Source organism: Mesorhizobium sp. M1E.F.Ca.ET.045.02.1.1 (assembly GCF_003952485.1).
Lineage (GTDB): Bacteria > Pseudomonadota > Alphaproteobacteria > Rhizobiales > Rhizobiaceae > Mesorhizobium.
The window spans coordinates 1,970,025-1,993,529 of sequence record NZ_CP034447.1 but is presented as its reverse complement, the minus strand read 5'-3'; the positions used below and the strand labels follow the sequence as shown (position 1 = coordinate 1,993,529).

General features: G+C 63.7%; 22 protein-coding genes and 1 tRNA gene. 11 read left to right on the top strand and 12 right to left on the bottom strand.

The window, feature by feature from the left end:
* Window positions 1–298: 298 nt before the first annotated feature.
* The 4 genes from EJ070_RS09500 to EJ070_RS09485 form a co-directional block, all read right to left on the bottom strand.
* Window positions 299–550 carry a Trm112 family protein gene (locus EJ070_RS09500; RefSeq protein WP_189350458.1) on the bottom strand — a complete coding sequence of 84 codons (252 nt, stop codon included), beginning with the start codon at window positions 548–550 and terminating at the stop codon, window positions 299–301.
* A gap of 158 nt (window positions 551–708) precedes the next feature.
* Entirely contained in the window at window positions 709–1,380 is a 672-nt protein-coding gene (locus EJ070_RS09495) for an LON peptidase substrate-binding domain-containing protein (RefSeq protein ID WP_126091117.1), read from the bottom strand.
* A 172-nt stretch (window positions 1,381–1,552) separates the two neighbouring features.
* Complete coding sequence (trxA, locus tag EJ070_RS09490; RefSeq protein ID WP_126091116.1) at window positions 1,553–2,548, bottom strand: thioredoxin; 996 nt, start codon at window positions 2,546–2,548, stop codon at window positions 1,553–1,555.
* Window positions 2,549–2,646: 98 nt separating this feature from the next.
* Window positions 2,647–3,147: a prolyl-tRNA synthetase associated domain-containing protein gene (locus EJ070_RS09485; RefSeq protein WP_126091115.1), complete on the bottom strand. Its 501-nt coding sequence runs from the start codon at window positions 3,145–3,147 to the stop codon at window positions 2,647–2,649.
* A 209-nt stretch (window positions 3,148–3,356) separates the two neighbouring features.
* Here EJ070_RS09485 and EJ070_RS09480 point away from each other — a divergent pair.
* Together EJ070_RS09480 and EJ070_RS09475 are read left to right on the top strand one after the other, a co-directional pair.
* Window positions 3,357–3,431, top strand: a tRNA-Gly gene (locus EJ070_RS09480).
* 495 nt (window positions 3,432–3,926) lie between these two features.
* Entirely contained in the window at window positions 3,927–5,273 is a 1,347-nt protein-coding gene (locus EJ070_RS09475) for a PASTA domain-containing protein (RefSeq protein ID WP_126091114.1), read from the top strand.
* A 160-nt stretch (window positions 5,274–5,433) separates the two neighbouring features.
* Here the strand turns inward: EJ070_RS09475 and EJ070_RS09470 are convergent, their stop codons facing one another.
* Window positions 5,434–5,874 carry an Lrp/AsnC family transcriptional regulator gene (locus tag EJ070_RS09470; RefSeq protein ID WP_126091113.1) on the bottom strand — a complete coding sequence of 147 codons (441 nt, stop codon included), beginning with the start codon at window positions 5,872–5,874 and terminating at the stop codon, window positions 5,434–5,436.
* A gap of 132 nt (window positions 5,875–6,006) precedes the next feature.
* On the opposite strand from EJ070_RS09470, the gene rocF reads away from it, so the two are divergent.
* Complete coding sequence (gene rocF, locus EJ070_RS09465; protein ID WP_126091112.1) at window positions 6,007–6,939, top strand: arginase; 933 nt, start codon at window positions 6,007–6,009, stop codon at window positions 6,937–6,939.
* Between the two features lie 2 nt (window positions 6,940–6,941).
* Window positions 6,942–8,000, top strand: coding sequence for an ornithine cyclodeaminase (locus EJ070_RS09460; protein WP_126091111.1), 1,059 nt, complete (start codon window positions 6,942–6,944; stop codon window positions 7,998–8,000).
* 173 nt (window positions 8,001–8,173) lie between these two features.
* Here the strand turns inward: EJ070_RS09460 and EJ070_RS09455 are convergent, their stop codons facing one another.
* The 6 genes from EJ070_RS09455 to EJ070_RS09430 all read right to left on the bottom strand — a co-directional run bounded on the left by EJ070_RS09455 (window position 8,174) and on the right by EJ070_RS09430 (window position 15,486).
* Window positions 8,174–9,175, bottom strand: a complete 1,002-nt coding sequence (locus EJ070_RS09455; RefSeq protein ID WP_126091110.1) for a substrate-binding domain-containing protein — start codon at window positions 9,173–9,175, stop codon at window positions 8,174–8,176.
* 22 nt (window positions 9,176–9,197) lie between these two features.
* Window positions 9,198–10,214 (bottom strand): ABC transporter permease, encoded by a 1,017-nt coding sequence (locus EJ070_RS09450; protein WP_126091109.1) that lies wholly within the window; start codon window positions 10,212–10,214, stop codon window positions 9,198–9,200.
* Window positions 10,211–11,713 (bottom strand): sugar ABC transporter ATP-binding protein, encoded by a 1,503-nt coding sequence (locus EJ070_RS09445; protein ID WP_126091108.1) that lies wholly within the window; start codon window positions 11,711–11,713, stop codon window positions 10,211–10,213. Before EJ070_RS09445 ends, EJ070_RS09450 begins: the two co-directional genes overlap by 4 nt.
* 136 nt (window positions 11,714–11,849) lie before the next feature.
* Window positions 11,850–12,821 carry a sugar ABC transporter substrate-binding protein gene (locus EJ070_RS09440; protein ID WP_126091107.1) on the bottom strand — a complete coding sequence of 324 codons (972 nt, stop codon included), beginning with the start codon at window positions 12,819–12,821 and terminating at the stop codon, window positions 11,850–11,852.
* A gap of 298 nt (window positions 12,822–13,119) precedes the next feature.
* On the bottom strand, window positions 13,120–14,139 hold the full coding sequence (locus tag EJ070_RS09435) for an LLM class flavin-dependent oxidoreductase (RefSeq protein WP_126091106.1): 1,020 nt from the start codon (window positions 14,137–14,139) through the stop codon (window positions 13,120–13,122).
* A 714-nt stretch (window positions 14,140–14,853) separates the two neighbouring features.
* A complete protein-coding gene (locus EJ070_RS09430) occupies window positions 14,854–15,486 on the bottom strand; it encodes an isoprenylcysteine carboxylmethyltransferase family protein (RefSeq protein WP_126091105.1) in 633 nt (210 codons plus the stop codon).
* A gap of 202 nt (window positions 15,487–15,688) precedes the next feature.
* Between EJ070_RS09430 and EJ070_RS09425 the strand changes: the two genes are divergently transcribed.
* From EJ070_RS09425 to EJ070_RS09415, 3 genes are read left to right on the top strand one after another with little or no spacing between them, the layout of a single operon-like run.
* On the top strand, window positions 15,689–16,366 hold the full coding sequence (locus EJ070_RS09425; protein WP_126091104.1) for a winged helix-turn-helix domain-containing protein: 678 nt from the start codon (window positions 15,689–15,691) through the stop codon (window positions 16,364–16,366).
* A 56-nt stretch (window positions 16,367–16,422) separates the two neighbouring features.
* On the top strand, window positions 16,423–16,803 hold the full coding sequence (locus EJ070_RS09420) for a YkvA family protein (RefSeq protein WP_126091103.1): 381 nt from the start codon (window positions 16,423–16,425) through the stop codon (window positions 16,801–16,803).
* A gap of 4 nt (window positions 16,804–16,807) precedes the next feature.
* Window positions 16,808–18,187 carry an ATP-binding protein gene (locus tag EJ070_RS09415; protein ID WP_126091102.1) on the top strand — a complete coding sequence of 460 codons (1,380 nt, stop codon included), beginning with the start codon at window positions 16,808–16,810 and terminating at the stop codon, window positions 18,185–18,187.
* Between the two features lie 19 nt (window positions 18,188–18,206).
* Here the strand turns inward: EJ070_RS09415 and EJ070_RS09410 are convergent, their stop codons facing one another.
* Window positions 18,207–19,073, bottom strand: coding sequence for a helix-turn-helix domain-containing protein (locus EJ070_RS09410; protein WP_126091101.1), 867 nt, complete (start codon window positions 19,071–19,073; stop codon window positions 18,207–18,209).
* Window positions 19,074–19,179: 106 nt separating this feature from the next.
* Between EJ070_RS09410 and EJ070_RS09405 the strand changes: the two genes are divergently transcribed.
* The 4 genes from EJ070_RS09405 (at window position 19,180) to ugpC (ending at window position 23,490) form a co-directional block, all read left to right on the top strand.
* Window positions 19,180–20,448, top strand: coding sequence for an ABC transporter substrate-binding protein (locus tag EJ070_RS09405; RefSeq protein ID WP_126091100.1), 1,269 nt, complete (start codon window positions 19,180–19,182; stop codon window positions 20,446–20,448).
* Window positions 20,449–20,630: 182 nt separating this feature from the next.
* Window positions 20,631–21,491 (top strand): sugar ABC transporter permease, encoded by an 861-nt coding sequence (locus EJ070_RS09400; RefSeq protein ID WP_126091099.1) that lies wholly within the window; start codon window positions 20,631–20,633, stop codon window positions 21,489–21,491.
* Between the two features lie 64 nt (window positions 21,492–21,555).
* Window positions 21,556–22,392, top strand: a complete 837-nt coding sequence (locus EJ070_RS09395; RefSeq protein ID WP_126091098.1) for a carbohydrate ABC transporter permease — start codon at window positions 21,556–21,558, stop codon at window positions 22,390–22,392.
* A 12-nt stretch (window positions 22,393–22,404) separates the two neighbouring features.
* Window positions 22,405–23,490: a sn-glycerol-3-phosphate ABC transporter ATP-binding protein UgpC gene (gene ugpC / locus EJ070_RS09390; RefSeq protein WP_126091097.1), complete on the top strand. Its 1,086-nt coding sequence runs from the start codon at window positions 22,405–22,407 to the stop codon at window positions 23,488–23,490.
* The last annotated feature ends 15 nt before the right edge of the window (window positions 23,491–23,505 follow it).

Genomic DNA, 23,505 nt, shown 5'->3' with positions numbered 1-23,505 from the left:
GGATGGCGAAGGTTGCGTTCCTTCACACCCCCCTCTGTCCTGCCGGACATCTCCCCCGCAAGGGGGGAGATCGCATGTTGCGCGGCTTTCGCCAATTGTCGACGTCGAAAGAAGGGCGCGGCGCCCAGGCTGCCAATCTCCCCCCTTGCGGGGGAGATGCCCGGCAGGGCAGAGGGGGGTACCGTCCCGCCAGCGTTTCGGATTCCTCCGCTGCAGCGGCGTTGTGTAATCACAGACGCCTTTGCCAATCTCGAAGGCTTGCGGCGTCCTTCCGGAAGCGTCCGTCAGCGGAAGACATTCACGACGGCCCGCTCAGCCGCGGCGGCGGCGGCGTCAGCATATCGTCGGCCGAGATCGTGCGCGCTTCCGACGGCAGCATGATCGGAATGCCGTCGCGCACCGGATAGGCAAGCTTCGCCACCCGCGAGATCAGCTCGCTGCGGTCCGGATCCCAGCTCAGCGGCCCCTTGGTCAGCGGGCAGGCGAGCAGTTCCAGCAGTTTAGGGTCGACCGTGGCCTTCCGCCCGTCACGTCCATCCGCCACTAGCATTGTCCTCCCGCCACGCGAGATGTGTTGAGATTCAGGTTAGGCTGAGTCGAAAACGGCGGTTTTCGAGAACCGGAGCGGAGCGTACTTAACGTACGTGAGCACCGGAAGCGCAGAAAGCCGCCGTTTGCAGGCCGGCATCACCTGAATATCGACGCATCTTACTGGATGCTCGAGCCAAAATCCTCATCCTCGCGCGCCAGCGTTATCTCGGTGATGGCGATCAGCGTCTCGGCGCGCGTCTTCAGGTCCGCCGCTTCGAGCAGCGCCTGCTTCTCGGCCGGCCCATAGGGCGCCATCATCGACAGCGCATTGACCAGCATGGCGTTCTCGGCGCGGCTGACGCTTTCCCAGTCGGCTTCGAGATCATTGGCCTGCAGATAGGCGCGGAACGCCTTGAGCAGCGCCGGCCGGTCGACCTCGGCGGCGGCCTGGTCCTCCTCGAGATCGGCGAGGAACGGCGCGATCCGGCACTGCCGGAATGGTGTCTTCACCGCCAGCTCCTGCGTGACCCGGAAGCGGCAGACGCCCTGCAGCGAAATCAGGTAGCGCCCGTCGCCGGTCTCGGCGAGCGAGATGATGCGCCCGGCGCAGCCGACGCTGCAGAGTTCCGGCTCGCCGTCGTCGCGCAGCGCGCCGTCAAGGCTGGGCTGGATCATGCCGATCAGCCGGGCCCCGGCCATCGCCTCATCGATCATCTGCAGGTAGCGCGGCTCGAAGATGTTGAGCGGCATACGGCCGCCCGGCAAGAGCAGGGCGCCGGCGAGCGGAAATACCGGGATCGCCGATGGCAGATCCCTCGCGAGCCGATAGCGGGCGTTTCCGACCTGCACCTCAACCCTCCAAAAGCGTCGCCGGCCAGCGTGTCAAACCTGCGATCTTCTCTGACGCAGCCCGGTCTATCCAACCCATCGACAGGGCGAGCCACTGCCCTATTTGGCGCAGTTGCCGCCCGCCGCAAGCCCCCTTACCTGGCAGGGGCCAGCAAGAGAGCCGGCAAAAGGCTCAGGAGAACAGCAGCGACGACAGCTTGCGCCGCGCGGCAAGCGTCGCCTCGTCGGTCATCCCCCATGCCTCGAAGAACTTCAGGAGCTGCGCCCGGGCGCCGTCGTCGTTCCATGTCCGGTCGGCCTTGACGATCGCCAGAAGGTTGTCGGCGGCCTGCGTCTTCTCGCCGCGCGCATTCTGCACCATCGCCAGGTCGAAGCGCGCCTGATGATCGTTCGGATTGGCGGCGAGCCGGCGCTCGAACTCGGCCGGATTGCCGAGCGCGGCCGCTTCCGCCGCAAGCGTCATCTTGGCGCGCAGCGCCGCAAGCGCCGGCGCGTCCTTCTTGTCCTCCGGCGCCTTCGCAAGCACCGCCTCGGCGCCTGGAGCATCGCCGGCCTCGAACAGGATCTCACCCAGACCCGCGATCGCCTCGACGGTTTCGGGCGCCTGCTCGAGGATGGCGTCATAGATGTCGGCCGCGGTCTGGACGTCGCCGGCCTCGCGCGCCTCGCCGGCCGCTGCCAGCGCGTCGGTAATTTGCGGCGCGCCGCCGCCGCCCTTGCCGCCGACCTTCTGGATGAACTGCGTGATCTGGCTTTCGGGAATGGCGCCCATGAAGCCGTCCACCGGCTGGCCGTCCTTGAAGGCGATGACCGCGGGGATCGACTGGATGCCGAGCTGGCCGGCAATCGAGGGATGGTCGTCGATGTTCATCTTGACCAGCTTGACCTTGCCGCCGGCCGCCTTGACCGCCTTTTCGAGCTGCGGCGTCAACTGCTTGCAGGGACCGCACCAGGGCGCCCAGAAGTCGACCAGCACCGGCTGGCGGCGCGATTCCTGGATGACGTCGGCCGCGAATGTCGCGGTCGTGGTGTCCTTGATCAGCTCGGCCGTCGCCGGCGCCTCGCCGAGCGACACCTTGGCACGGTCGGCCCCGCCATACTGGACGGATTGGGCGTACTGGCCGGAATTGCCGCCAAATGAGCCGCTGAACGGATTGTTGTCACTCATGTCGTCGCCCTTTCGGTCGCGCCGCCGCCGGCATGAAGGCGCGGCGCGTCATTGTCGGATTTCGGTTCGCCCTCCATGTGGCGATCAAGCCCTGACTTTCAAGATAATGACACTTTCAAGATAACAGGATCGTGGCCGGTTGCCTCGACGAATCTGACGAGATCGGCCGCCGCGATGGTCGTCGTCGCCTCGTTGGTCAGCGGATGGCCGTTGATGACGTCGTGGTTCATCAGTTCCTGGTCGAGGACGACCTTCACCCGTCCGGCCGTATCGTTGATCAGGCCGAACACGGTGACCGCGCCCGGGATGACGCCGAGCAGCTCCATCAGCATTTCCGGCTTGCCGAAGGAAACGCGGCCGGCGGCGCCGATCAGGTGATGAATCTGCTTGAGATCGACCTCCGCGTCCTCGCCGACGGTGACGAGAAAGAAATTGTCCTTCTTGTCCTTGAGGAAGAGGTTCTTGGTATGCCCGCCCGGGATCTCGCCGCGCAGCGCCTGCGAATCGGCGACCGTGAACAGTGGCGGGTGGCGCACCGTCGAGACGGAAATGCCGAGATCGGCAAGAAAGGCGTAGAGCTCGGCTTCGGTCTTCGGCATTGGGTCCTCGCATCGTCCGGAAGTGTCATGCCGTTTACGGCCAACGGCACCCTCGGGGCAAGATCGCCCGCGTGGGCCACGGAAATCCGCCCGTTCGGAGCGAGCCTTCCATGCATGAAGAGCTAGCTCCAAAAAGACCGTCATTTCCCTGTTGCAATCGGCGCGCTCTTCGGCCATATAGGCGCGGCTTGCGGCCCAAGGCCGCGCGAGCGGGTGTAGCTCAGGGGTAGAGCACAACCTTGCCAAGGTTGGGGTCGGGCGTTCGAATCGCCTCACCCGCTCCAGTTTCCCTTCCGGGATCAAGCAAACGAAAAGCCGCGGTTTTCCGCGGCTTTTTCGCGTTTGAACGCACGAAGAACCCGAACGGCAAGAGCCAGATCAAAGAGCCGGGATCCCCGAGCGGGTTACCAGCCCGGCCATCGCTGGGACGCGTTCTCGAAACCGTCCACACTCGGCGGCGATGATCCAAGATCGTCGCTGAATTCTACAAGACCAAACCGTTGGGGAGAGCGCGCTGAAAGTCCATACGGCGTGACGCACTTCACACGCGTTATCCCAACTGCGTGGTATTTTAGGGCGGTCGGAATTTCCCGATAGCTCAGGACCAGCGCCTCATTCTTAGGGCGCAGGATCAAGGTGTACCCTTCCTGGCGGTCGAGATTTCGTCGGTTTCGGAATTGCCAATTTCCATCGCGACAAACACATTCGCGTCTACCAGATGGTGACTCTTCGTAGTCGTACTACACCTTGCTTGCCATACCAGCAAATTGGAGAGTTCGATGGGTTTGACTCAAGTCGTCGTGCCGATGATCAAGAGCTATGACTTTGGCATTGGCGTGGATTATTCGACGGGTAGTCCCATGAACAGAGCTGTTCAGGGGGAGATAACGGGCGTTAAGAGTGCCGGGGGCTCGACTGCGAGCTGGTCCATTACTCGCATCACCACAACTGAAGAGCTCGAGAGCGCTTTGGGCATCAGTGCCGAGGCAAGTTATGGAGTTCCCGCCTTTCAGGGCGCAAGCGCCCGGTTCGATTTCGCCAAGCGATCGAAAGTTCAAAGCAGCTCCCTATTTTTGATGCTCAGCGCATTCGTCAAGTTGGAATATCTGTCCATAGATGAGCCAGAGCTAACAGATGCCGCGAAGCTATTGATCGCCGACTCTAGGGCTTTTAACGGCCGCTATGGCAACATGTTCGTACGTGGTGTCGATCGTGGCGGCTTGTTTTTCGCCGTAATGCGTATTGACGCTCTGTCTAAACAAGACGCAATGTCGATTGCCGCCAGCCTTGGTGGTTCTTATTCCGCCTTTTCCGCTGAAGGCAAAATGAAGCTCGACGAATTGCATCAGAGGTATGCAAGCGAACTCCATGTCGAAACGTATCATGAAGGCGGCCCGGTCGATTTGGATATTAGCTCACCAAATTCCACTTCGGATCTTTATGATATGCTGCGCAAGTGGTTGACATCGTTTCGCGATGACCCAACCGCAAATTCGGTACCCTACTCTGCCACATTGGCACCAATGACGATTGCAAAAGCGCCGCCAGCCCCTAACGAAGCGGATATTCAGCATGCGTCAGATGTGCTTGCTATCTGTGCTAAAACACGAAGCCGTATCCTCGATAGCTTGAATCTGGTCAATTTCATCACTGAAAATGCCTACCGCTGCGAGTTCGCCGATGGGACATCTGCCGCAGACTTCATCAAGGCGTCGAACGGCTACGAATCTGATCTGGACGTCGTAGCAGGCTGCGCTTCGCAGGCGATGCGTGACGTTACCAGGGCGGTCATGCCGGCTGACTTCGCTAAACAGCAGGGCAAGTCATTTCCGCTCGGGTCGATCCCATCCCCTATACCAACAATGAAATCTGGAATGGCCATACCACTGGCGGCTCCGAACTTCGTGGGCATGACAGTAGCTGCGGCGACCGAACTTGCCGAACGTTTTGGCGTGACACTGGGGTATAGTGACAAGATAATGTCACTGTCAGCGATAACGCTAATGGATGGATACACGCTTCAGTTTCCAGACAGCAAGATCATGGTGACATCGCAATCACCGCAAGCTGGCGACAAACTTCCGTCGGACAACACCGTCGCGGTTGATGGCAAGGGGATCAGTTGATCAATTAATCTGGTGAAGGGGTTATGGCCCGACGACCCAAGCGGGGTCGAGCGTTCGAATCGCCTCACCCGTTCCAGTTTCCCTCCAGGGATCAAGCAAACGAAAAGCCGCGGTTTTCCGCGGCTTTTTCGCGTTTGGTAGACATCCCCCTCTGCCGCAACTACCCCAGCCGTGCCCTGGTCGTCCTCGGCGTCGCAAGCAACAGGCTGGTCTCGCTCCCCGTTATCCCCGGGATCAGCCGTATCCGCCGCAGCACGGCATCGAAATCGGTCAGCGAAGCGGTGCCCAGCTCCACCACCAGGTCCCAGCGGCCGTTGGTGGTATGAATGGTCGAGACTTCGGGGAAGCCGCCGAGCGCCCTGATCACGCGATCGGCGGCGTGGCCCTCGATCTCGATCATCATGACGCCGCGTATGCGCTGGTCGACCGCGTCGGCGCGCAGCACCACCGTATAGCCGATGATCTCGCCGGATTTTTCCAGCCGCTCCATGCGCGCCCTGACCGTGGCGCGCGAGACTCCGAGATCGACCGCGAGGTCGGAGACGCTGCGCCGCGCATCATGCCTCAGCAGCGTCACCAGTCTTTCGTCGAGCGCATCCATGACTATCCATTTCGATCAAACTTCCTGACCAATATGATAGAATGATCTTTTCGAAATGCCAATTTTCCTTGTTCAAACCGCCAGGCCGCGATGGTTCAATCCCTTGGTCAATCGCAAGGGCTAAAAAGAATCATGCGCTGCAGGATCGTCGGCGCGCCGGTGCAGGACGGCGCGGGCAGGATGGGATGCGAGATGGGGCCGAGCGCGCTGCGCACGGCTGGGCTCGTCTCGGTGCTGTCGGAACTCGGCCACGAGGTTGAGGACTGGGGTGCCATCCAGCCGGCCGAGGTACGCGCCCTCGTCCACGGCAATCTCGTATTGAAGGCGCTGCCGGAGATTTCCGCCTGGACGGCGGCGATCGCCGAGACCGCCTACGCCGCCTCCAGGGAGGCCATGCCGATCTTCCTCGGCGGCGACCACTCGATCTCGGCCGGCACGGTATCCGGCGTGGCGCGCCGTGCCGCCGAACGCGGCCGGCCGCTCTTCGTGCTTTGGCTCGACGCGCATCCGGATTTCCACACGCTCGACACCACCACCAGCGGCAACCTGCACGGCGTGCCGCTCGCCTATGCCAGCGGCCGGCCCGGCTTCAACGGCTATTTCCCGGATCTGCCCGCCGCGGTCGATCCTGCCCGCGTCTGCACCATGGGCCTGCGCAGCGTCGATCCGGCCGAGCGCCGCGCGCTGAAGGAGGCAGGCGTGACCGTGCACGACATGCGCGCCATCGACGAGCACGGCATCGCACCGCTGCTGCGCGCCTTCCTCGCCCGTGTGGAGAAGGAAGACGGGCTCTTGCATGTCAGCCTCGACGTCGATTTCCTCGACCCGTCGATCGCCCCGGCCGTCGGCACCACCGTGCCCGGCGGCGCCACCTTCCGCGAGGCGCATCTGGTGATGGAGATGCTGTCCGACAGCGGCCTGGTCTCCAGCCTCGACCTGGTCGAGTTGAACCCGTTCCTCGACGAGCGCGGCCGAACGGCGACGCTGATGGTCGACCTCACCGCCAGCCTGATGGGCCGTCGCATCATGGACCGCCCGACCCGCAGCCATTCCGGAAGCCTCTGACCATGACCCAGCCTTCCCGCCTCGCCATCGTTCCCTTCGTCAGCGTCGACCGCATGATGAAGCTGGTGCTCGCCATCGGCGTCGAGCGATTCCTCACCGAGCTCGCCGCCTATATCGAGGAGGATTTCCGCCGCTGGGAGCTGTTCGACAAGACGCCGCGCATCGCCTCGCATAGCCATGACGGCGTCATCGAGCTGATGCCGACCAGCGACGGCCGCCTCTACGGCTTCAAATATGTCAACGGCCACCCGAAGAACATGCGCGAGGGCCGCCAGACGGTCACCGCCTTCGGCGTGCTCGCCGATGTCGGCTCCGGCTATCCGATGCTGTTGACCGAGATGACCATCCTGACGGCGCTGCGCACCGCCGCCACTTCCGCGGTCGCGGCCAAATACCTGGCGCCGAAGGGTTCGCGCGCCATGGCCATCATCGGCAACGGCGCCCAGTCCGAGTTCCAGGCCATCGCCTTCAAGGCGCTGCTCGGCATCGACCGGCTGCGGCTCTACGACATCGACCGCAAGGCTTCGGAAAAATGCGCCCGCAACCTTGCCGGCAAGGGCTTCGACATCACCATCTGCTCGACCGGGCAGGATGCGGTCGAAGGCGTCGACATCATCACCACGGTGACCGCCGACAAGCAGTACGCCACCATCCTCACCGACAACATGGTGGGCTCCGGCGTCCACATCAACGCGGTCGGCGGCGACTGCCCCGGCAAGACCGAGCTGCATCGCGACATCCTTCTGCGCTCCGACATCTTCGTCGAGTTCCCGCCGCAGACGCGCATCGAGGGCGAGATCCAGCAGCTCGACGCCAACCATCCGGTGACGGAGCTGTGGCAGGTGATGACCGGCCAGGCCGAAGGCCGCAAGACGCCCGAGCAGATCACGCTGTTCGATTCTGTCGGCTTCGCCATCGAGGATTTTTCCGCGCTCCGCTACGTCCGCGACCAGCTCCAGGCCACCGGCCTCTATGAGGAGCTCGACCTGCTCGCCGACCCCGACGAGCCGCGCGACCTGTTCGGCATGCTGCTCAGGGCCGCGATGCAGCCGGCCGCTTGATGAGGGAATGAGCGCGTAATCTCCCCCCTTGAGGGGGAGATGGCCGGCAGGCCAGAGGGGGTCGGTCCGACTGGGCTCGGCTTGCTTGTGCAGATGGAGGTTGGCGCTTCATGCGCAGCGACCCCCTCTGTCGCCTTCGGCGACATCTCCCCCTCAAGGGGGGAGATTACGCCCTACTGCCGCAAAGGCGCGCAGCTTTCGCGTTCGATGAGGACCGGCGTCAGAACCTCGCGGCGCGAGGGCGCCGCCGGCTCGCCGAGGCGCTCGAGCAGCAGGCTCACCGCCCGCGTTCCGATCTTCTCGACCGGCTGCGCGATCGTCGTCAGCGGCGGCCATGTGGTGACCGCGTAGGGTATGTCGTCGAAGCCGACCAGCGACATGTCGTCGGGGACGCGCAGTCCGCGCGTGCGCAGCGCGGTGATCGCGCCCATGGCCATCAGGTCGTTGCAGGCGAACACCGCCGTGATCTCCGGCGCTTGCGCCATCAGCCGCTCCATCGCCAGACGGCCGCCGGCGAAGTGATAGTCGGAATCGACCACCGATGATGCAGGCAGTTCGAGCCCCGCTTCCTCGAGCGCCCGGACAAAGCCGCGCACGCGGGCAGGGCTGGAGCTCGAATCGCGCGGGCCGCCGATAACGCCGATCCTTTTGTGGCCGAGCCCGACGAGATGACGGCCGGCGAGATAGCCGCCGTGATCGTGATCGACCAGCACGGTATCGACATTGACGGAGTGGATCTCGCGGTCGAGCAGCACCGCCGGCACGGCGGCGGAAAGGCGCGAGAACACCCTCGCATGGTCGGACGAGCCGGCGAAGATCAGTCCGTCGATCTGCTTTGCCAGCAGCACCGACAGATAGCGCTCTTCCTTCTCGGCGTTGCCGTCGGAGTTGCACAGGATCACCGTGTAGCCGGCGACGAAGCCGGCATCCTCGATCTGGCGCGCAACGCTGGCGAAAAACGGGTTGGAATTGTCGGGCAAGAGCAGGCCGATGGTCTTGGTCTCGCCGCGCCGCAGACTCCGCGCCAGCGAGTTCGGGCTGTAGCGCAGCGCGGTGATCGCCGCGCGCACGCGCTCGGCCGTCTCCGGCTCGACATGGCGCGTGCGGTTCATCACATGCGAGACGGTGGCGACGGACACCCCCGCATAGCGTGCGACATCGGCAATCGTCGTCATGGTCCCTGGTTCCCCTGGCTCCCTAGCGGATTTTCCGCAACAGCCTCTCCCGATACGCGTCTAGGATGACGGCGAGCACGATGACAAGGCCAATCACGATGGGTTTGAAATTGTCGCCGACGCCGAGCAGCTGCAGCCCGGTGCTCAAGACCTGCAGGATGCAGGCGCCGACCAGCGTGCCGATGATCGAGCCCTTGCCGCCGCTGAGGCTGGTGCCGCCGATGATGACGGCGGCGATCGCGTTGAGCTCGTAGCCGACGCCGGCGATCGGGCTGCCGATGTTCAAGCGCAGCAGATAGACCATGGCCGCGATGCCGGCCGTCAGGCCGCTGATGGTGAAGGCGGCGACCTTGTAGAAGTCCGGATTGTGGCCGGAGAGGCGCACCGCCTCGTCATTTGTGCCGACCGCGAAGATCATGCGACCGAAGACGGTCAAGCGCAGCACGAACCAGCCGGCCGCGATCACCAGCACCGCAACCAGGAAGATCGACGGCAGGAAGCCGCCGATGATGAGGTTGCCGAAATCGACGAAGCTCTGCGGCAGGCCGGTGATGGTCGAATTGTCACTGACCACGCGCGCGGCGCCCGCCGCCATGTTGAGCATGCCGAGCGTGACGATGAAGGAGGGGATCTTCCAGCGGGTCGAGATCCAGCCGTTGAGGAAGCCGCAGACAGCACCCGTCGCCATGCAGGCCAATAGCGCCAGCGTGATCGCCGCCGCCGGCGACAGGCTCTCGTCGATCATGACGGTGGCGCCCACCACGGTGCAAAGCGCCAGCACCGAGCCGACCGAAAGGTCGATGCCGCCGGTGAGGATGACAAAGGTCATGCCGGCGGCGAGCACCGTGTTGATGGCGATCTGGACGAAGATCTTCAGCGCGTTGCCGGGCGTGGCGAAATAGGGCGCGCTGACCGAGAAGAACAGCGTGATCAGCACCAGCGCGAGCAGCACGCCGGCATCGCGCACCAGGAAACGCAGGAACTTCGCCCTTCCGGGGGAAACAGGCGCCGAAACGATTGCGTCGGACGTCTCGCTCATGGTCGCACATACTCCTGGTAGGCGAGCGACAGGATGCGCTCCTGGTCGAATTCGGCTCGCGGCACCTCGCCGACAATTCTGTTCTTGGAAAAGACGATGATGCGGTGGCACATGCCCATCAGCTCCGGCAGGTCGGACGACACCATGATGATGCCCTTCTGTGCCGCCGCCAGCATCCACAGGAGCTGGTAGATCTCGCGCCGCGCGCCGATGTCGACACCGCGCGTCGGCTCGTCGAGGATCAGCGTCGAGGTGCCGCGGAACAGCCACTTGGCTAAAACCACCTTCTGCTGGTTGCCGCCGGAAAGATTGCGCACGGCCTGCTCGATCGAGCTCGCCTTGACGCGCAGCTGCCCGACCAGGTCGTTCGCGGCCGCGGCTTCGGCCCGGCGGTTGACCAGCCCGTGGCGCGAGACCTTGCCGAGATCGGTGATGGTGATGTTCTTGTCGACGGCCAGGTCGAGCAGCAGGCCCTGGCCCTTGCGGTCCTCGGTGAGCAGGCTCAGTCCGTGCCGCACGGCATCCTTGGGCGCCGTGATCGCCACCGGCCTGCCGTCGATCTCGACGACGCCGTCGAGCTTGGGATCGGCGCCGAACAGGGCTCGCATGGCTTCCGTGCGGCCGCTGCCGACCAGGCCGGCGACGCCCAGGATCTCGCCATGCCGAACCGAGAAGGAGATTTCCGGCGTCGCGGCGTTGCGCTTCAGATTGGCGACGCTGAGCGCGACCTTCCCCGGCGCGATCGAGGCATCGAAGCCAAATTCGTCGGCGATGTCTCTGCCGATCATCATCCGCACGATATCCGGCACGCTAAGGCCGTGGAGCTCGCGGGTCGCGACCAGCCTGCCGTTGCGCAAGATGGTGACCCGGTCGCCGATCTCGAACACCTCGTGCAGGCGGTGCGAGATGTAGATGATGGTGACGCCCTTGGCCTTGAGCTGCTTGATGATGGAAAAGAGCCGCGCGATCTCGGGCGGCGTCAGCGTCGCGGTCGGCTCGTCGAGCACCAGAAGCTTGCTGTCGTAGCTCAGCGCCTTGGCGATCTCGACGAGCTGCATCTGCGCGACGCCGAGCGCCTCGACCCGCGTCCGCGGATCGACGTCGAGGCCGACCTCCTTGAGCAGCGCGACGGCGCGGCGGTTGAGCGCCTTGCGGTCGACGATGCCGAAGGCGCGGCGCGGCAGGTTTTCCAGCATCAGATTCTCGGCGATGCTGAGATAGGGCAGAAGGTTCAGCTCCTGATGCACGATGCGGATGCCGCTCTGCTGCGCATCGTGCGGCGTCTTCGGCTGGTAGGGCTGGCCGTTGAAAGCGATGGTGCCGCTGTCCGGCTGATAGATGCCGGCCAAGAGCTTGATCAGCGTCGACTTGCCGGCGCCGTTCTCGCCGAGCACGATATGGGTTTCGCCGCGCGCGATCGACAGCGAGACCTCGCTCAGCGCGACGACGCCGGGAAAGATCTTTCCGACCCCTTCAAGGGAAAGAATCACATCGTCCATGCAGCAATCCTGAATGGCGCTCTTCCGCCGCAAACCGGTATGAGCGCGCGGTCATCGCCGCCGACAGTTTGCCGGCGGCGATGATGAGACAAGCGAATGGATGGCGCCAGAGGGAGTGCCGGCGCCCGTGCTCGCCTCAAGCGGTGATCAGCTTCACGTCGGTCTTGACCCAGCCGGAGAATTTCTCGCCGGCAAGCTCGCGCAGGCCGTAATCGATGCCCATGGCCGCCATCTGCGCGCCATACTGCTCGACGGTGGCGAGCATCTTGCCTTCCTTGAGCAGCGGGCCGACGGCCGGGATGTTGTCGAAGCCGACAACCTTGATCTGGCCGGACTTGCCGGCCGCGTCGATCGCCTTGACGACGCCGAGCGCCATCGAATCGTTCGCCGCCATCACGCCCTGGATATCGGGATGCTGGGTGAGGAAGTTGGTCATCAGCGTGTTGGCTTCCTCGGTCTCCCAATGCGCCGTCTTGGAGTCGAGCAGCTTCAGCTTGTACTCCTTCACCGAATCGTCGAAGCCCAGCTTGCGCTGCTTGGCGTTGTCGGCCTCCGGATTGCCCTCGAGGATGACGACCTTGCCGCCCTTGCCCAGCGCCTTGCCGAGCGCATCGCCGGCGAGCTTGGCGCCGGCGCGGTTGTCCGGGCCGAAGAAGGCGAGGTCGACGCCGGCCTTCTTCTTGGCTTTCTCGTCGAGCGCAACGTCGATGTTGATGACCTTGATGCCGGCCTTCAGCGCCTTGGCGATTGGCGTGACCATGGCCTTCGAATCGGCCGGCGCCACGACGATGATGTTGTAGTTCTGGGTGATGAAGTTCTCGATGGCGTCGACCTGAGCGGCAAAATCGCGCTCGTCCTTCATGCCGACGGCGGCGAAATCGAACTTGTCCTTGTTCTTGGCCGCGTATTCCTCCGCGCCGGCCTGCATCTGCTTGAAGAACTCGTTGGCCAGCGACTTCATCACCAGGCCGACCTTCGGCTTGTCGGCGGCGAACGCCGGACCGAGCGGCAAGGCGAGCGCGCCGGCCGCCAGCGCGCTGGTCTTGAGGAACTGGCGGCGCGAGAACGAGCCGAGATCGAGCCCATGGGTAGTTGAAACCTTGCTCATGCTTTCCTCCACTTTTGATGAGCCGTAATCGGTTACGTAACCGATTACGCAAACTAGGGCGACATTTTATCAGGTGTCAATATCGATGGTAAGGCGGACGGGAGGGCGCCGGCGCCAATCTCCCCCCTTGAGGGGGAGATGTCGCCGAAGGCGACAGAGGGGGTCGCCGCGCGTGAAGCGCCGGCGCCCTTCTGCGACAAGAGATCAGGTCGGCGATTTACGTGAGGCGACCCCCTCTGGCCTGTCGGCCATCTCCCCCGCAAGGGGGGAGATTACGCGCCTCGCCGTTTTCGCCAAATCACCGCCAGCCCAGCGCCGGCGCGACGTGCTTCAGGATCGCCTCGATGACATGGGCGTTGTAGGCGACGCCGAGCTGGTTGGGCACGGTGAGCAGCAGCGTGTCGGCCTCGGCGATCGCCTGGTCTTGCCTGAGCTGCTCGACGAGCACGTCCGGCTCGGCGGCATAGGTTCGGCCGAACACGGCGCGCTTTTCCGGCTCGATATAGCCGAAATGGTCCTCGCCCTCGCTGCCGCCGAAATAGGCGCGGTCCATGTCGTTGACCAGGGCGAAAATGCTGCGGCTGACCGAGACGCGCGGTTCCCTGGTATGGCCGGCCTCCTTCCAGGCGGCGCGGTAGGCTCTTATTTGCTCGGCCTGCTGGATGTGCAGCGGCTCACCGCTCTCGTCGAATTTGAGCGTCGAGCTCTGCAGGTTCATGCCGAGCTTGGCCGCCCATTCGGCGGTGGCGTTGGTGGCCGCGCCCCACCAGATGCGCTCGCGCAGGCCCTCGGAGAACGGCTCGAGCCGGAGCAGACCGGGCGGATTGGGAAACATCGGCCTGGGATTGGGCTGGGCGAAACCCTGGCCGCGCAAGAGGTCGAGAAAAATCTCGGCGTGGCGGCGCGCCATGTCGGCGTCGGTCTTGCCCTCTTCCGGCACGTAGCCGAAATAGCGCCAGCCATCGATCACCTGCTCGGGCGAGCCGCGGCTGATGCCGAGCTGCAGCCGGCCGCCGGCGATGAGGTCGGCCGCACCCGCATCCTCGGCCATATAAAGCGGGTTCTCGTAACGCATGTCGATGACGGCGGTGCCAAGCTCGATGCGCTTGGTCTTGGCGCCGGCGGCGGCAAGCAGTGGAAAGGGCGAGCCGAGCTGACGGGCGAAATGATGGACGCGGAAATAGGCGCCGTCGGCGCCGAGCTCCTCGGCCGCCACCGCAAGGTCGATCGACTGCAGCAGCGCGTCGGCACCCGAGCGCGTGCCCGATTGCGGCGAGGGCGACCAATGCCCGAACGACAAAAATCCGATCTTCTTCATGTGCTCCGTTCCGGTTCAGATCGGCTCGCTCGGCCGCTCAAATTCATTTGTTGCTCCAGCGCAATGCCAAGGCAGCGTAAAACGGCTTTTCACCTCGGAATTGCGTGAAAACAAATAGTTGGAGCAATACCGCGATTCAACGGACACCGAAGGATACAGACCGTCAATCGGTACGGATCCGTCAAAGACATGTTCGCCGCCTTGTCATCCGTTGAAGGAGGCTGGACTCGTCTACCGTCAGGAGACGGCAGCGTAACGCCGGGGGAAACGGAGGCGCGGCACCCGCGACCGCAGGGCGTCAGGCCAGTCAGGCCTTGATCGCGCGGCTTTCTCTATAGGTCGCTCTTTTGACGAAAAGCTTGGCGTGTTCGGCCCACTCGACTTCGGTGACGTTGTTCTCGCGAACGGATCGCCTGAAAGCCTCCCGCAGGGCGTCGAGCTCAAAAACCGACATCCGTCCGGGTATTTTGCGCTTCGATATGCGAGCGTCCATCGTGTTACCGCCAGCCAAGGTTCAGACCCGACCTTTATGTTCGATCGGCTCAGGCCATCAAGGCGTTGCCGCTGACTTCTTTTGGGTGCAAATCGGCTCAATGCATGTCGCCCAAAAGCGCGCAGCGGTTTTGGGACAATAACATGCATCAAAACAAAGACTTGAAGCGCGTCGCCTGAATTCGTTTCGGCGCGATCCGCTTTGGGTTGAGCGGTGAAATATCAATAGACGGTAAACAAGGTCGGCAGCACGCCCGTCATGCGAAAATACTCGACCGTTTCGATGAGCGGAAACAAGGCCAGGAAATAAAGCCCGTCCCGGAACGTGCTTTTCAGCGCGCCGGTGGAAAAAAGCCACTGATCCTGGTCCTGGTAAAGCAGCGGGTTCGGCCAGAACCGGGGCGTCCGCTCGGCATAGGCGGCGTAGGCGGCGCCGAACTTGCCGGACAGGAACTCGGCCTCCATGCGGGCGGTGAACCGGAAAACGAGGAAGCTTGCGAGCCCCAGCGCCGCTGCCGCCAGCACCGATCCGAACATCAGCCCGATGCCGACCGCGCCGATGGTCGAGAAGAAATAGAGGGGGTTGCGGGTCATCGAGAACGGACCCGAGACGATCAGCTCGTCATTCTTCCTGCCGCCGACATAAAGGATGCTCCACAGCCGGCCAAGAAAGCAGACGAGCACAAGGCCGAAGCCGGCGGTCTCCATCAGCTCGTGCCCGTTCGAGCCCTCGCTGAGAAACGGCCTGGAAAACAGGAGCAGGACGATGGCCACCACGGCGGCGGCCTGGACGACGATCAGGCGCTTGTGCTGGTCGAACGCCTTTGGCGCTGACTTGAGTGATGTGTAAGCCATTCGGGATCAGTCACTCCGGCCCGGGCAAGGACGTTTATCCCCTAGCCTTTCTCCCGCCCCATTGCGAGGCCTCATCAGTATTTTCGATCATCCTTACGAATTTGTAAGGAACCGTACAGGCGCGCGTAAGCCGGGCTTGTGGGAATGGGCCGTCGCCGATGCTAGCATGCCGCTTGCGCTGGACTCCGGACGACAGGCCAACATGCGACTTCTGCTGGTTGAGGATGACCCAAGGACCGCCGACTACATCGTCAGGGGGCTGACCGAGGCCGGACACGCCTGCGATCTCCTGCGCAACGGCCATGACGCGCTCATCGCGGCCACCCGCGATGCCTATGACGTCATCGTGGCCGACCGCATGATCCCCGGCCTGGACGGTCTTTCCCTGATCAAGGCGGTGCGTGCCGCAGGCATCCAGACGCCGGCCATATTCCTGACCTCGATCGGCGGCGTCGACGACCGGGTCGAGGGATTGGAGGCCGGCGGCGACGACTACCTCGTCAAACCGTTCGCCTTTTCGGAGCTGCTTGCCCGCATCAACGCGCTCGGCCGCCGGCCGGCGGCGCAGGAGCAGAAGACGGCTCTGCGCGTTGCCGATCTGGAAATGGACCTGATCATGCGGCGCGTGACCAGGCAGGGCCAGGCGATCGACCTGCAGCCCCGGGAATTCAGCCTGCTCGAAGTGCTGATGCGCGGCGAGGGCCGCGTCATCACCCGCACCATGCTGCTGGAGCGCGTCTGGGACTTCCATTTCGATCCCAAGACCAGTGTCGTCGAGACCCATATCAGCCGGCTGAGAGCCAAGGTCGACAGGCCGTTCGACGTGCCGCTCATCCATACCGTGCGCAACACCGGCTACAGCCTGCACGCACCGGGTTGACGATCCATGCGTGATCGCATCTCGCGCGTCCGACCGGCTGTCCGTATATAAGCGACATGCCGATGCTGGATACTGCAAAGCGATGGGCGCGCGCCATCAAGCGCGACACGGTGGCATTGTGGCTTGCCGCCCGCGACCACCGCGTACCTTGGTATGCGAAGGCGACCGCCGGGGCGGTCGCGGCCTATGCCCTCAGCCCCATCGATCTCATCCCGGACTTCATCCCGGTCGTCGGCTACCTGGATGACCTTTTGATCGTCCCGCTCGGCATCATGCTGGCGGTCAAGCTGGTCCCGCCCGATCTCATGCAGGAATTCCGCGCCGAGGCCGCGCACCGCGCCAGGCCGGGCAGCAGGGCCGGCCTGATCTTCATGATCGCGGTCTGGATCGTTGCGGCGCTGGCGCTGCTCTGGCTGTTCTGGCCGAAGCCCGCCTGACACGATGAAAGACACCCCTCTCAGCCTGTTGCGCAGCACGCCGTTCCGGCTGGCGCTGACCTTCGCCTTCCTGTTCGTGCTTGCCTTCATCCTGTCCGGCGCGATCGTCTATCAATTGATGAGCGCCGACCTGGCGAGACGGCTGGATCAATCCATCAAGGAGACCTATTCGGTCGTCGCCCTGACCTATGCGGAGAACGACAGGGACGACCTTATCGCCTCGGTCAAAAACAATGCCGACCTCAGCCCGGACAAGGACCAGCTTTTCTCGCTGACCGATCCCGACGGCAACCATCTGGCCGGAAACTTCACCGCTTCCGGCCTGCCCGACGGTTTCTCGATGTTCGCAGTCAGATTGCCGGGCGTGCCGCCCGACACGATGTACCGCGCCTATACGGGCGAGGTTGGCGGCAACAATCTGACGGTCGCCTTCTCGCTCGCCGGGACCGACGAGCTGGAGACCATCGTACTGATGAGCTTCGGCTGGGGCACGCTGTTCATCACCGGCCTGGCGATCGCCGGCGGCGCCCTGCTTGCCTCGCGTGTCCAGCGGCGCCTCGACGGCATTGCCGCCACCATGGTCGACGTCTCGCACGGACGGCTCGACGCGCGCATCCCGCTGATCGGCAATGGCGACGACATCGACGCGGTGTCCACCCAGGTGAACGCCGCGCTCGACCGGCTGTCGGCGCTGGTCGACGGCATGCGGGAGGTGAGCGCCAACATCGCGCATGACTTGAAGACACCGCTCAACCGCCTGCAGATGATCCTGGAGCAGGCCGCCGACAAGACGGCATCGGGCGAGGATGTCACCGGCGAGCTGGCCGATGCGCGCGCCGAAAGCCTGCAGATCAACCAGACGTTCGACGCTTTGCTGCGCATCGCCCAGATCGAGGCCGGGGCGCGCAAGGCCCGCTTCGTCGATCTCGACGTCGGCGGCATCGTCGAGACCATCGGCGAGGTCTATGCCGATGTCGCCGAGGACGACGGGAAATCCCTGGCCACAAAGCTCGTTCCGGATACGAAACGGTATATCCACGGCGATCGCGACCTGCTCATGCAGATGCTCTCCAATCTGGTCGAGAACGCGCTGCGGCATTGCCCGCCGGGCACGGCGATCGAGCTGGCGGTGTCCCGCCGGGACGACAGCATCCTCGTCCATGTCCGCGACAACGGCCCCGGCATTCCGCCCGAAGAGCGCGAGAAGGTCTTCCAGCGGCTCTACCGGCTGGATTCCAGCCGCACGACGCCCGGCAGCGGCCTTGGCCTCAGCCTCGTCAAGGCGGTGGCCGACCTGCATGGCGCCACCATCGTGTTGGCGGACAACAATCCGGGGCTTGTTGTGATCGTCAGCTTTCCGGCGGTGAAGGCACCCGCCGCCTGATCGACGCAATAGTCTGCGGCTACCGGACGCCCGCCCTGCGGAAATCGGAGGGCGACATGCCGGCAAGCTTGCGGAACGACTTGTTGAAGGCGCTGAGCGAGCCGAAGCCCGAGTCCATCGCGACCTTCAGCACGTTGGCGCCCTCATGCATCAAAAGCGCCTGCGCGTAGCTCAGCCGCAAAAGATTCACATATTCGTTGAGCGTCATGCCGGTCGATTTCTTGAACAGGCTCATGGCGTATTTCGGATGGATGTCGGCGGCGGCCGCTATGTTCACGCAGTCGATGTCGTAGAGGAAATTCTCGGCGATGAAATCGCACATGCGCCCGACATTGCGCGAGGACTGCTGGTCGAAGGGACTGCCCGCCCCTTGTCCGGCCGTGGTTCCCGGCACCAGCCGGTAAGGTTCGAAACGCACCCGCTCGAGCCTCAACAACAGCTCGTTGACGGCATGCTCGGCCTTCGCCGCGTCGCCCGAGCGCGCATAATCGTTCCAGCGTTTGAAATTGTCGTCGTCGGACTGATCGGTGGCATTCGTCACCAGCGTCGCGCCGGTCATCAGCCGGTGCCTGACATCGGCCGGCAGGTGCAGCCTGAAGAAATGCACCAGCGGCAGATGCGCGCCGGCATAGATCGCATCGTCCGTCAGATCGTCCATCTGGTGCGGCAGGCCGCCCCAGAACAGGCACATCTCGCCGGCCGACAGCGCGATCTCATGCTCCGCCATGCGGTAGTGCACGCTGCCCCGCACGATGAAGTTCACCTCGACCTGGGCGTGCCAATGCGGCTTCAGCATCACCAGCGGGTGGTTATGGAACATCTGCAAGGCCAGCGGCAGGCCTTCGACGCTGCTGGCACCTGGCTGATAGAACGGACGCCCGGGCATCTTACTTTCCGCCAACTTCTTATTCCCTTTGTCGGGGACAAGCCTACCGCGCCGCATAATCTACCCATGCTCACGGTGAGAGAGCAAACGAAATGGGAGGATTTCAATGCGCACCACACTGACCTGCGCCACGCTTTTGCTTGCCCTGGGCTCCGGCCCGGCCCTCGCGCAATCCGGCGAACTGACGATATGGAGCTGGAACATCGCCGCTTCGTCGCTGAAGTCGACGGTCGAGGGCTTCAACAAGAAATACCCCGACATCAAGGTCACGGTTCAGGACCTCGGCAACCAGCCGACCTATGACAAGTCGATCGCCGGCTGCGCCGCCGGCGGCGTCGGCCTGCCCGACATCGTCTCGATCGAGAACGGCGAGGCCGAGAACTACTGGAGCCAGTTCCCGGACTGCTTCGTCGACCTGCACACGCTGGGCTACACGGCGGAAGACCAGAAGAAATTCCCCGACTTCAAGCGCACCGAGCTCGAGGTCGGCGACAAGGCCTATGCGATGCCGTGGGACTCCGGCCCGGTCGCCGTCTTCTACCGCCGCGATTTCTACGAGAAGGCCGGCGTCGATCCCGCCTCGATCAAGACCTGGGACGATTTCATCGCCGCCGGCAAGAAGATCCAGGCCGCCAATCCCGGCGTCACCATGACCAATGCCGATTTCAACGGCGACACCGAATTCTTCCGCATGATCTCCAACGAGCAGGGCTGCGCCTATTTCGCCGAGGACGGCCAGTCGATCACGGTCAACCAGCCGAAATGCGTCGACGCCATGACCAAGGTCAAGGAGATGAAGGACGCCGGCATCGTGTCCTCGGCCGACTGGGGCACCAAGATCACCAACAACACCGCCGGCACAGTCGCCACCCAGGTCTATGGCGGCTGGTATGAAGGCACGGTCCGCACCGAATCGCCGAAGGAAAGCGGCAAATGGGGCGTCTACCTGATGCCGAGCCTGACCGCCGACGGCCCGCGCGCCGCCAATCTCGGCGGCTCCTCGCTGGCCATCACTTCGTCTTCGAAGAACAAGGAAGCGGCCTACGCCTACCTGAAATACACGCTCGAGACGAATGAGGGCCAGATCACCATGCTGAAGGATTTCGGCCTGGTGCCGTCGCTGATCTCGGCGCTCGACGATCCTTACGTCGCGCAGGGTCAGCCCTATTGGGGCGACCAGGCCGTGTGGAAAGACATCCTCGCCACGCTGCCCAAGGTCGTGCCGAGTCGCGGCACGCAGTTCCAGAGCGATGCCGAGATCATCGTCCGCGCCGTGCAGACCAAATACCTGGCCGGCGGCTACGCGGATGCCAAAGCCGCGCTCGACGACGCCGCCAGCCAGATCGCCTCGGCGACGGGCCTGCCGGTGAAGTGAGGGGCGCCGCTCTCCTTCTCCCCTTGTGGGAGAAGGTGGATCGGCGCGTAGCGCCGAGACGGATGAGGGGTGTTCCAGCGGAGTGAGACGTTGGCGTTCCCTGGAACACCCCTCATCCGGCCGCTTCGCGGCCACCTTCTCCCACAGGGGGAGAAGGGAAAGACAGAGAAAGGAGGAAGTCGATGCGCCACCGCAACGCCACCGCGTATCGCTTCCTCATGCCCTATCTGCTGATCTTCGCCATCTTCTGGATCTGGCCGATCATCAGCTCGTTCCTGATCTCCTTCCAGGCGACCCGCACGGTGCCGTGGCGCTTCGCGCCGACCTTCAACTGGGGCCGCCTGATCGGCGATCCCGCCTTCTTCAACGCCTTGAAGAACACGCTGCTGATCCTGGTCATCCAGGTGCCGGTGATGATCTCGCTGGCGATCGTCATGGCGGTGCTTCTGAATTCGCCGCTGCTTAAGGCGCGCGGCCTCTACCGCTTCGCCTTCTTCGCTCCGGTCGTGGTCGGCGAGGTGGCCTATTCGGCGGTGTTCCGGCTGATGTTCAGCCTCGATTTCGGCATCATCAACAAGCTGCTCAACAGCGTCGGTATCCCCAAGGTCGACTGGTTCTCCAACGTCACGCCGGCCATGACGCTGATCATGATCGCGGTGACATGGCGCTGGGCCGGCTACAATGCCATCATCATTCTCGCCGGCCTGCAGTCGATTCCGGAGGACGTCTACGAGGCGGCGACGCTCGACCGCGTCAGCAAGGTGAAGCAGTTCTTCCACATCACCTTGCCGCTGCTGAAGCCCGTCATCGTCTTCTGCGCCGTGCTGTCGATCATCGGCACCATGCAGCTCTTCACCGAACCCTTCCTGATCACCGAGCGCGGCGGACCGGGCGGCGGCACCGAGACGCTTGGCCTCTTGCTTTACCGGCAGGGCTTCCGTTCGCTCAATTTCGGCTATGCCTCGGCCATCGCCTACACCATGGCGGGCCTCGCCATCGCGATCACTTTGGTGCAGCTCTGGCTGACAAAGGAGCCGAAATGACGGGGGAGCCGAAATGACGGGGGAGCCGAAATGACGGGGGAGCCGAAATGAGGGGGGAGCCGAAATGATCTCGCGCTCTCAAAGACGGCTCGGACGCAGCATTCTGCTGCATCTTGTGCTGACGCCGCTGGCGCTGGTCTGGCTGTTTCCGCTGTGGATGATGGTGGTGTTCTCCACCATGCCCGACTACGGCATCTTCAGCCCCGGCATCGAGCTTCTGCCGCACGACAATTTCCTCGACAATGTCAACAATCTGCAGCGCGACACCAATTTCATCGGCGCGATCGGAATCTCCGTCTCCGTTGCTGTGACCTACACCTTCCTGTCGGTGATGCTCACCTCGATGGCCGGCTGGGCGCTGGCGCGCTACGAGTTCCTCGGCAAGCGGCTGGTGGTGGCGATCATCCTCGGCACCATCACGCTTCCCTACGCGGTGGTGCTGATCCCGCAATTCATCATGGTGGCGCGCGATTTCCAGCTCGCCAACACCTGGATCGCGCTGATCGTGCCGCCGCTGTTCAATTCGCTGGGCGTGCTCTTCATGCGCCAGGCCTTTTCGATGATGCCGGCCGAACTGTTCGACGCGGCCAGGGTCGAGGGCGTCAAGGAATGGCGCATCTTCCTCTTCGTCGCGCTGCCGCTGGCGCGGCCGATGCTGGCGGCATTGGCCATCATCCTCTTCCTCGCCTCGTGGAACAATTATCTCTGGCCGCTGCTGATCAACAGCCAGCCCGGCGCGATGACGGCGCCGGTGGCGCTCGGCACGCTGATCGGCCTCACCAAGGTCTCCTGGGGCGGCTTGATGGCCGGCGCGGTGATGCTGACGGTGCCGATGCTCATCGTCTTCGTGCTGCTGCAGCGCCATTTCATCGCCGGCATCGCCGCCGGCGCGGTCAAGTAGGATAGGAGCGAGATGGCCGCCGTCACACTCACCAATGTCGTCAAGCGTTTCGGCACCTTCGAGGTCGTCCATGGCGCCGACATCGATATCGCCGACGGCGAGTTCGTCGTCTTCGTCGGCCCGTCGGGATGCGGCAAGTCCACGCTTCTGCGCATGATCGCCGGGCTGGAGGACATCAGCGGCGGCAAGATCGCCATCGGCGGCAAGGTGGTGAACGATGTCGAGGCCGCCGACCGCGGCATCGCCATGGTGTTCCAGTCCTACGCGCTCTATCCGCACATGACGGTGGAGCAGAATTTGAGCTTCGGGCTGAGGATGAACGGCAACCCGAAGGCCGACACCGACCGTCGGGTCAAGCGTGCCGCCGAGATCCTGTGCATCGAGGAGCTGATGCAGCGGCGGCCGAAGCAATTGTCCGGCGGCCAGCGCCAGCGCGTTGCCATCGGCCGCGCCATCGTGCGCGAGCCGCAGGTGTTTTTGTTCGACGAGCCGCTGAGCAACCTCGACGCCGAGCTCAGGGTCCAGATGCGGGTCGAGATCTCGCGGCTGCACAAGGAGCTTGGCGTCACCATGATCTATGTGACGCACGACCAGACCGAGGCGATGACGCTGGCCGACCGCATCGTTGTGCTGAAAGGTGGCAATGTCGAACAGATCGGCGCGCCGCTCGACCTTTATGACGACCCGGCCAACCGTTTCGTCGCCGGCTTCATCGGCTCGCCGAAAATGAATTTTCTCAGCGCCAAGGTCGTCGAGACATCCAACAGCGCCGCGACGGTCGAGCTCGCCCATCATGGCGGCGCCAGATTGCGCAAGGCGCTCTGCAAGGCTTTGCCGACAGTAGGCACCGAGGTCGTGCTCGGCGTCAGGCCGGAGCATTTCTTCGAGGCCGGCGACGGCGACTGCGACATCCCGGTCAAGGCCGATGTCGCCGAGCACCTGGGCTCGGTGAGCTACGTCTACGCCAATGCCGGGGCCGAGGAGCTGATCGTCGAGCGCGAGGCCGCGCGCCAGCGCGCCAGCGGCGACCATTTCACCGTATCGATCAAGGCGGACCGCTCGCTGCTCTTCGACAAGACAGGCGCGAGGATCCGCTGACCCGTTTTTCTTTGC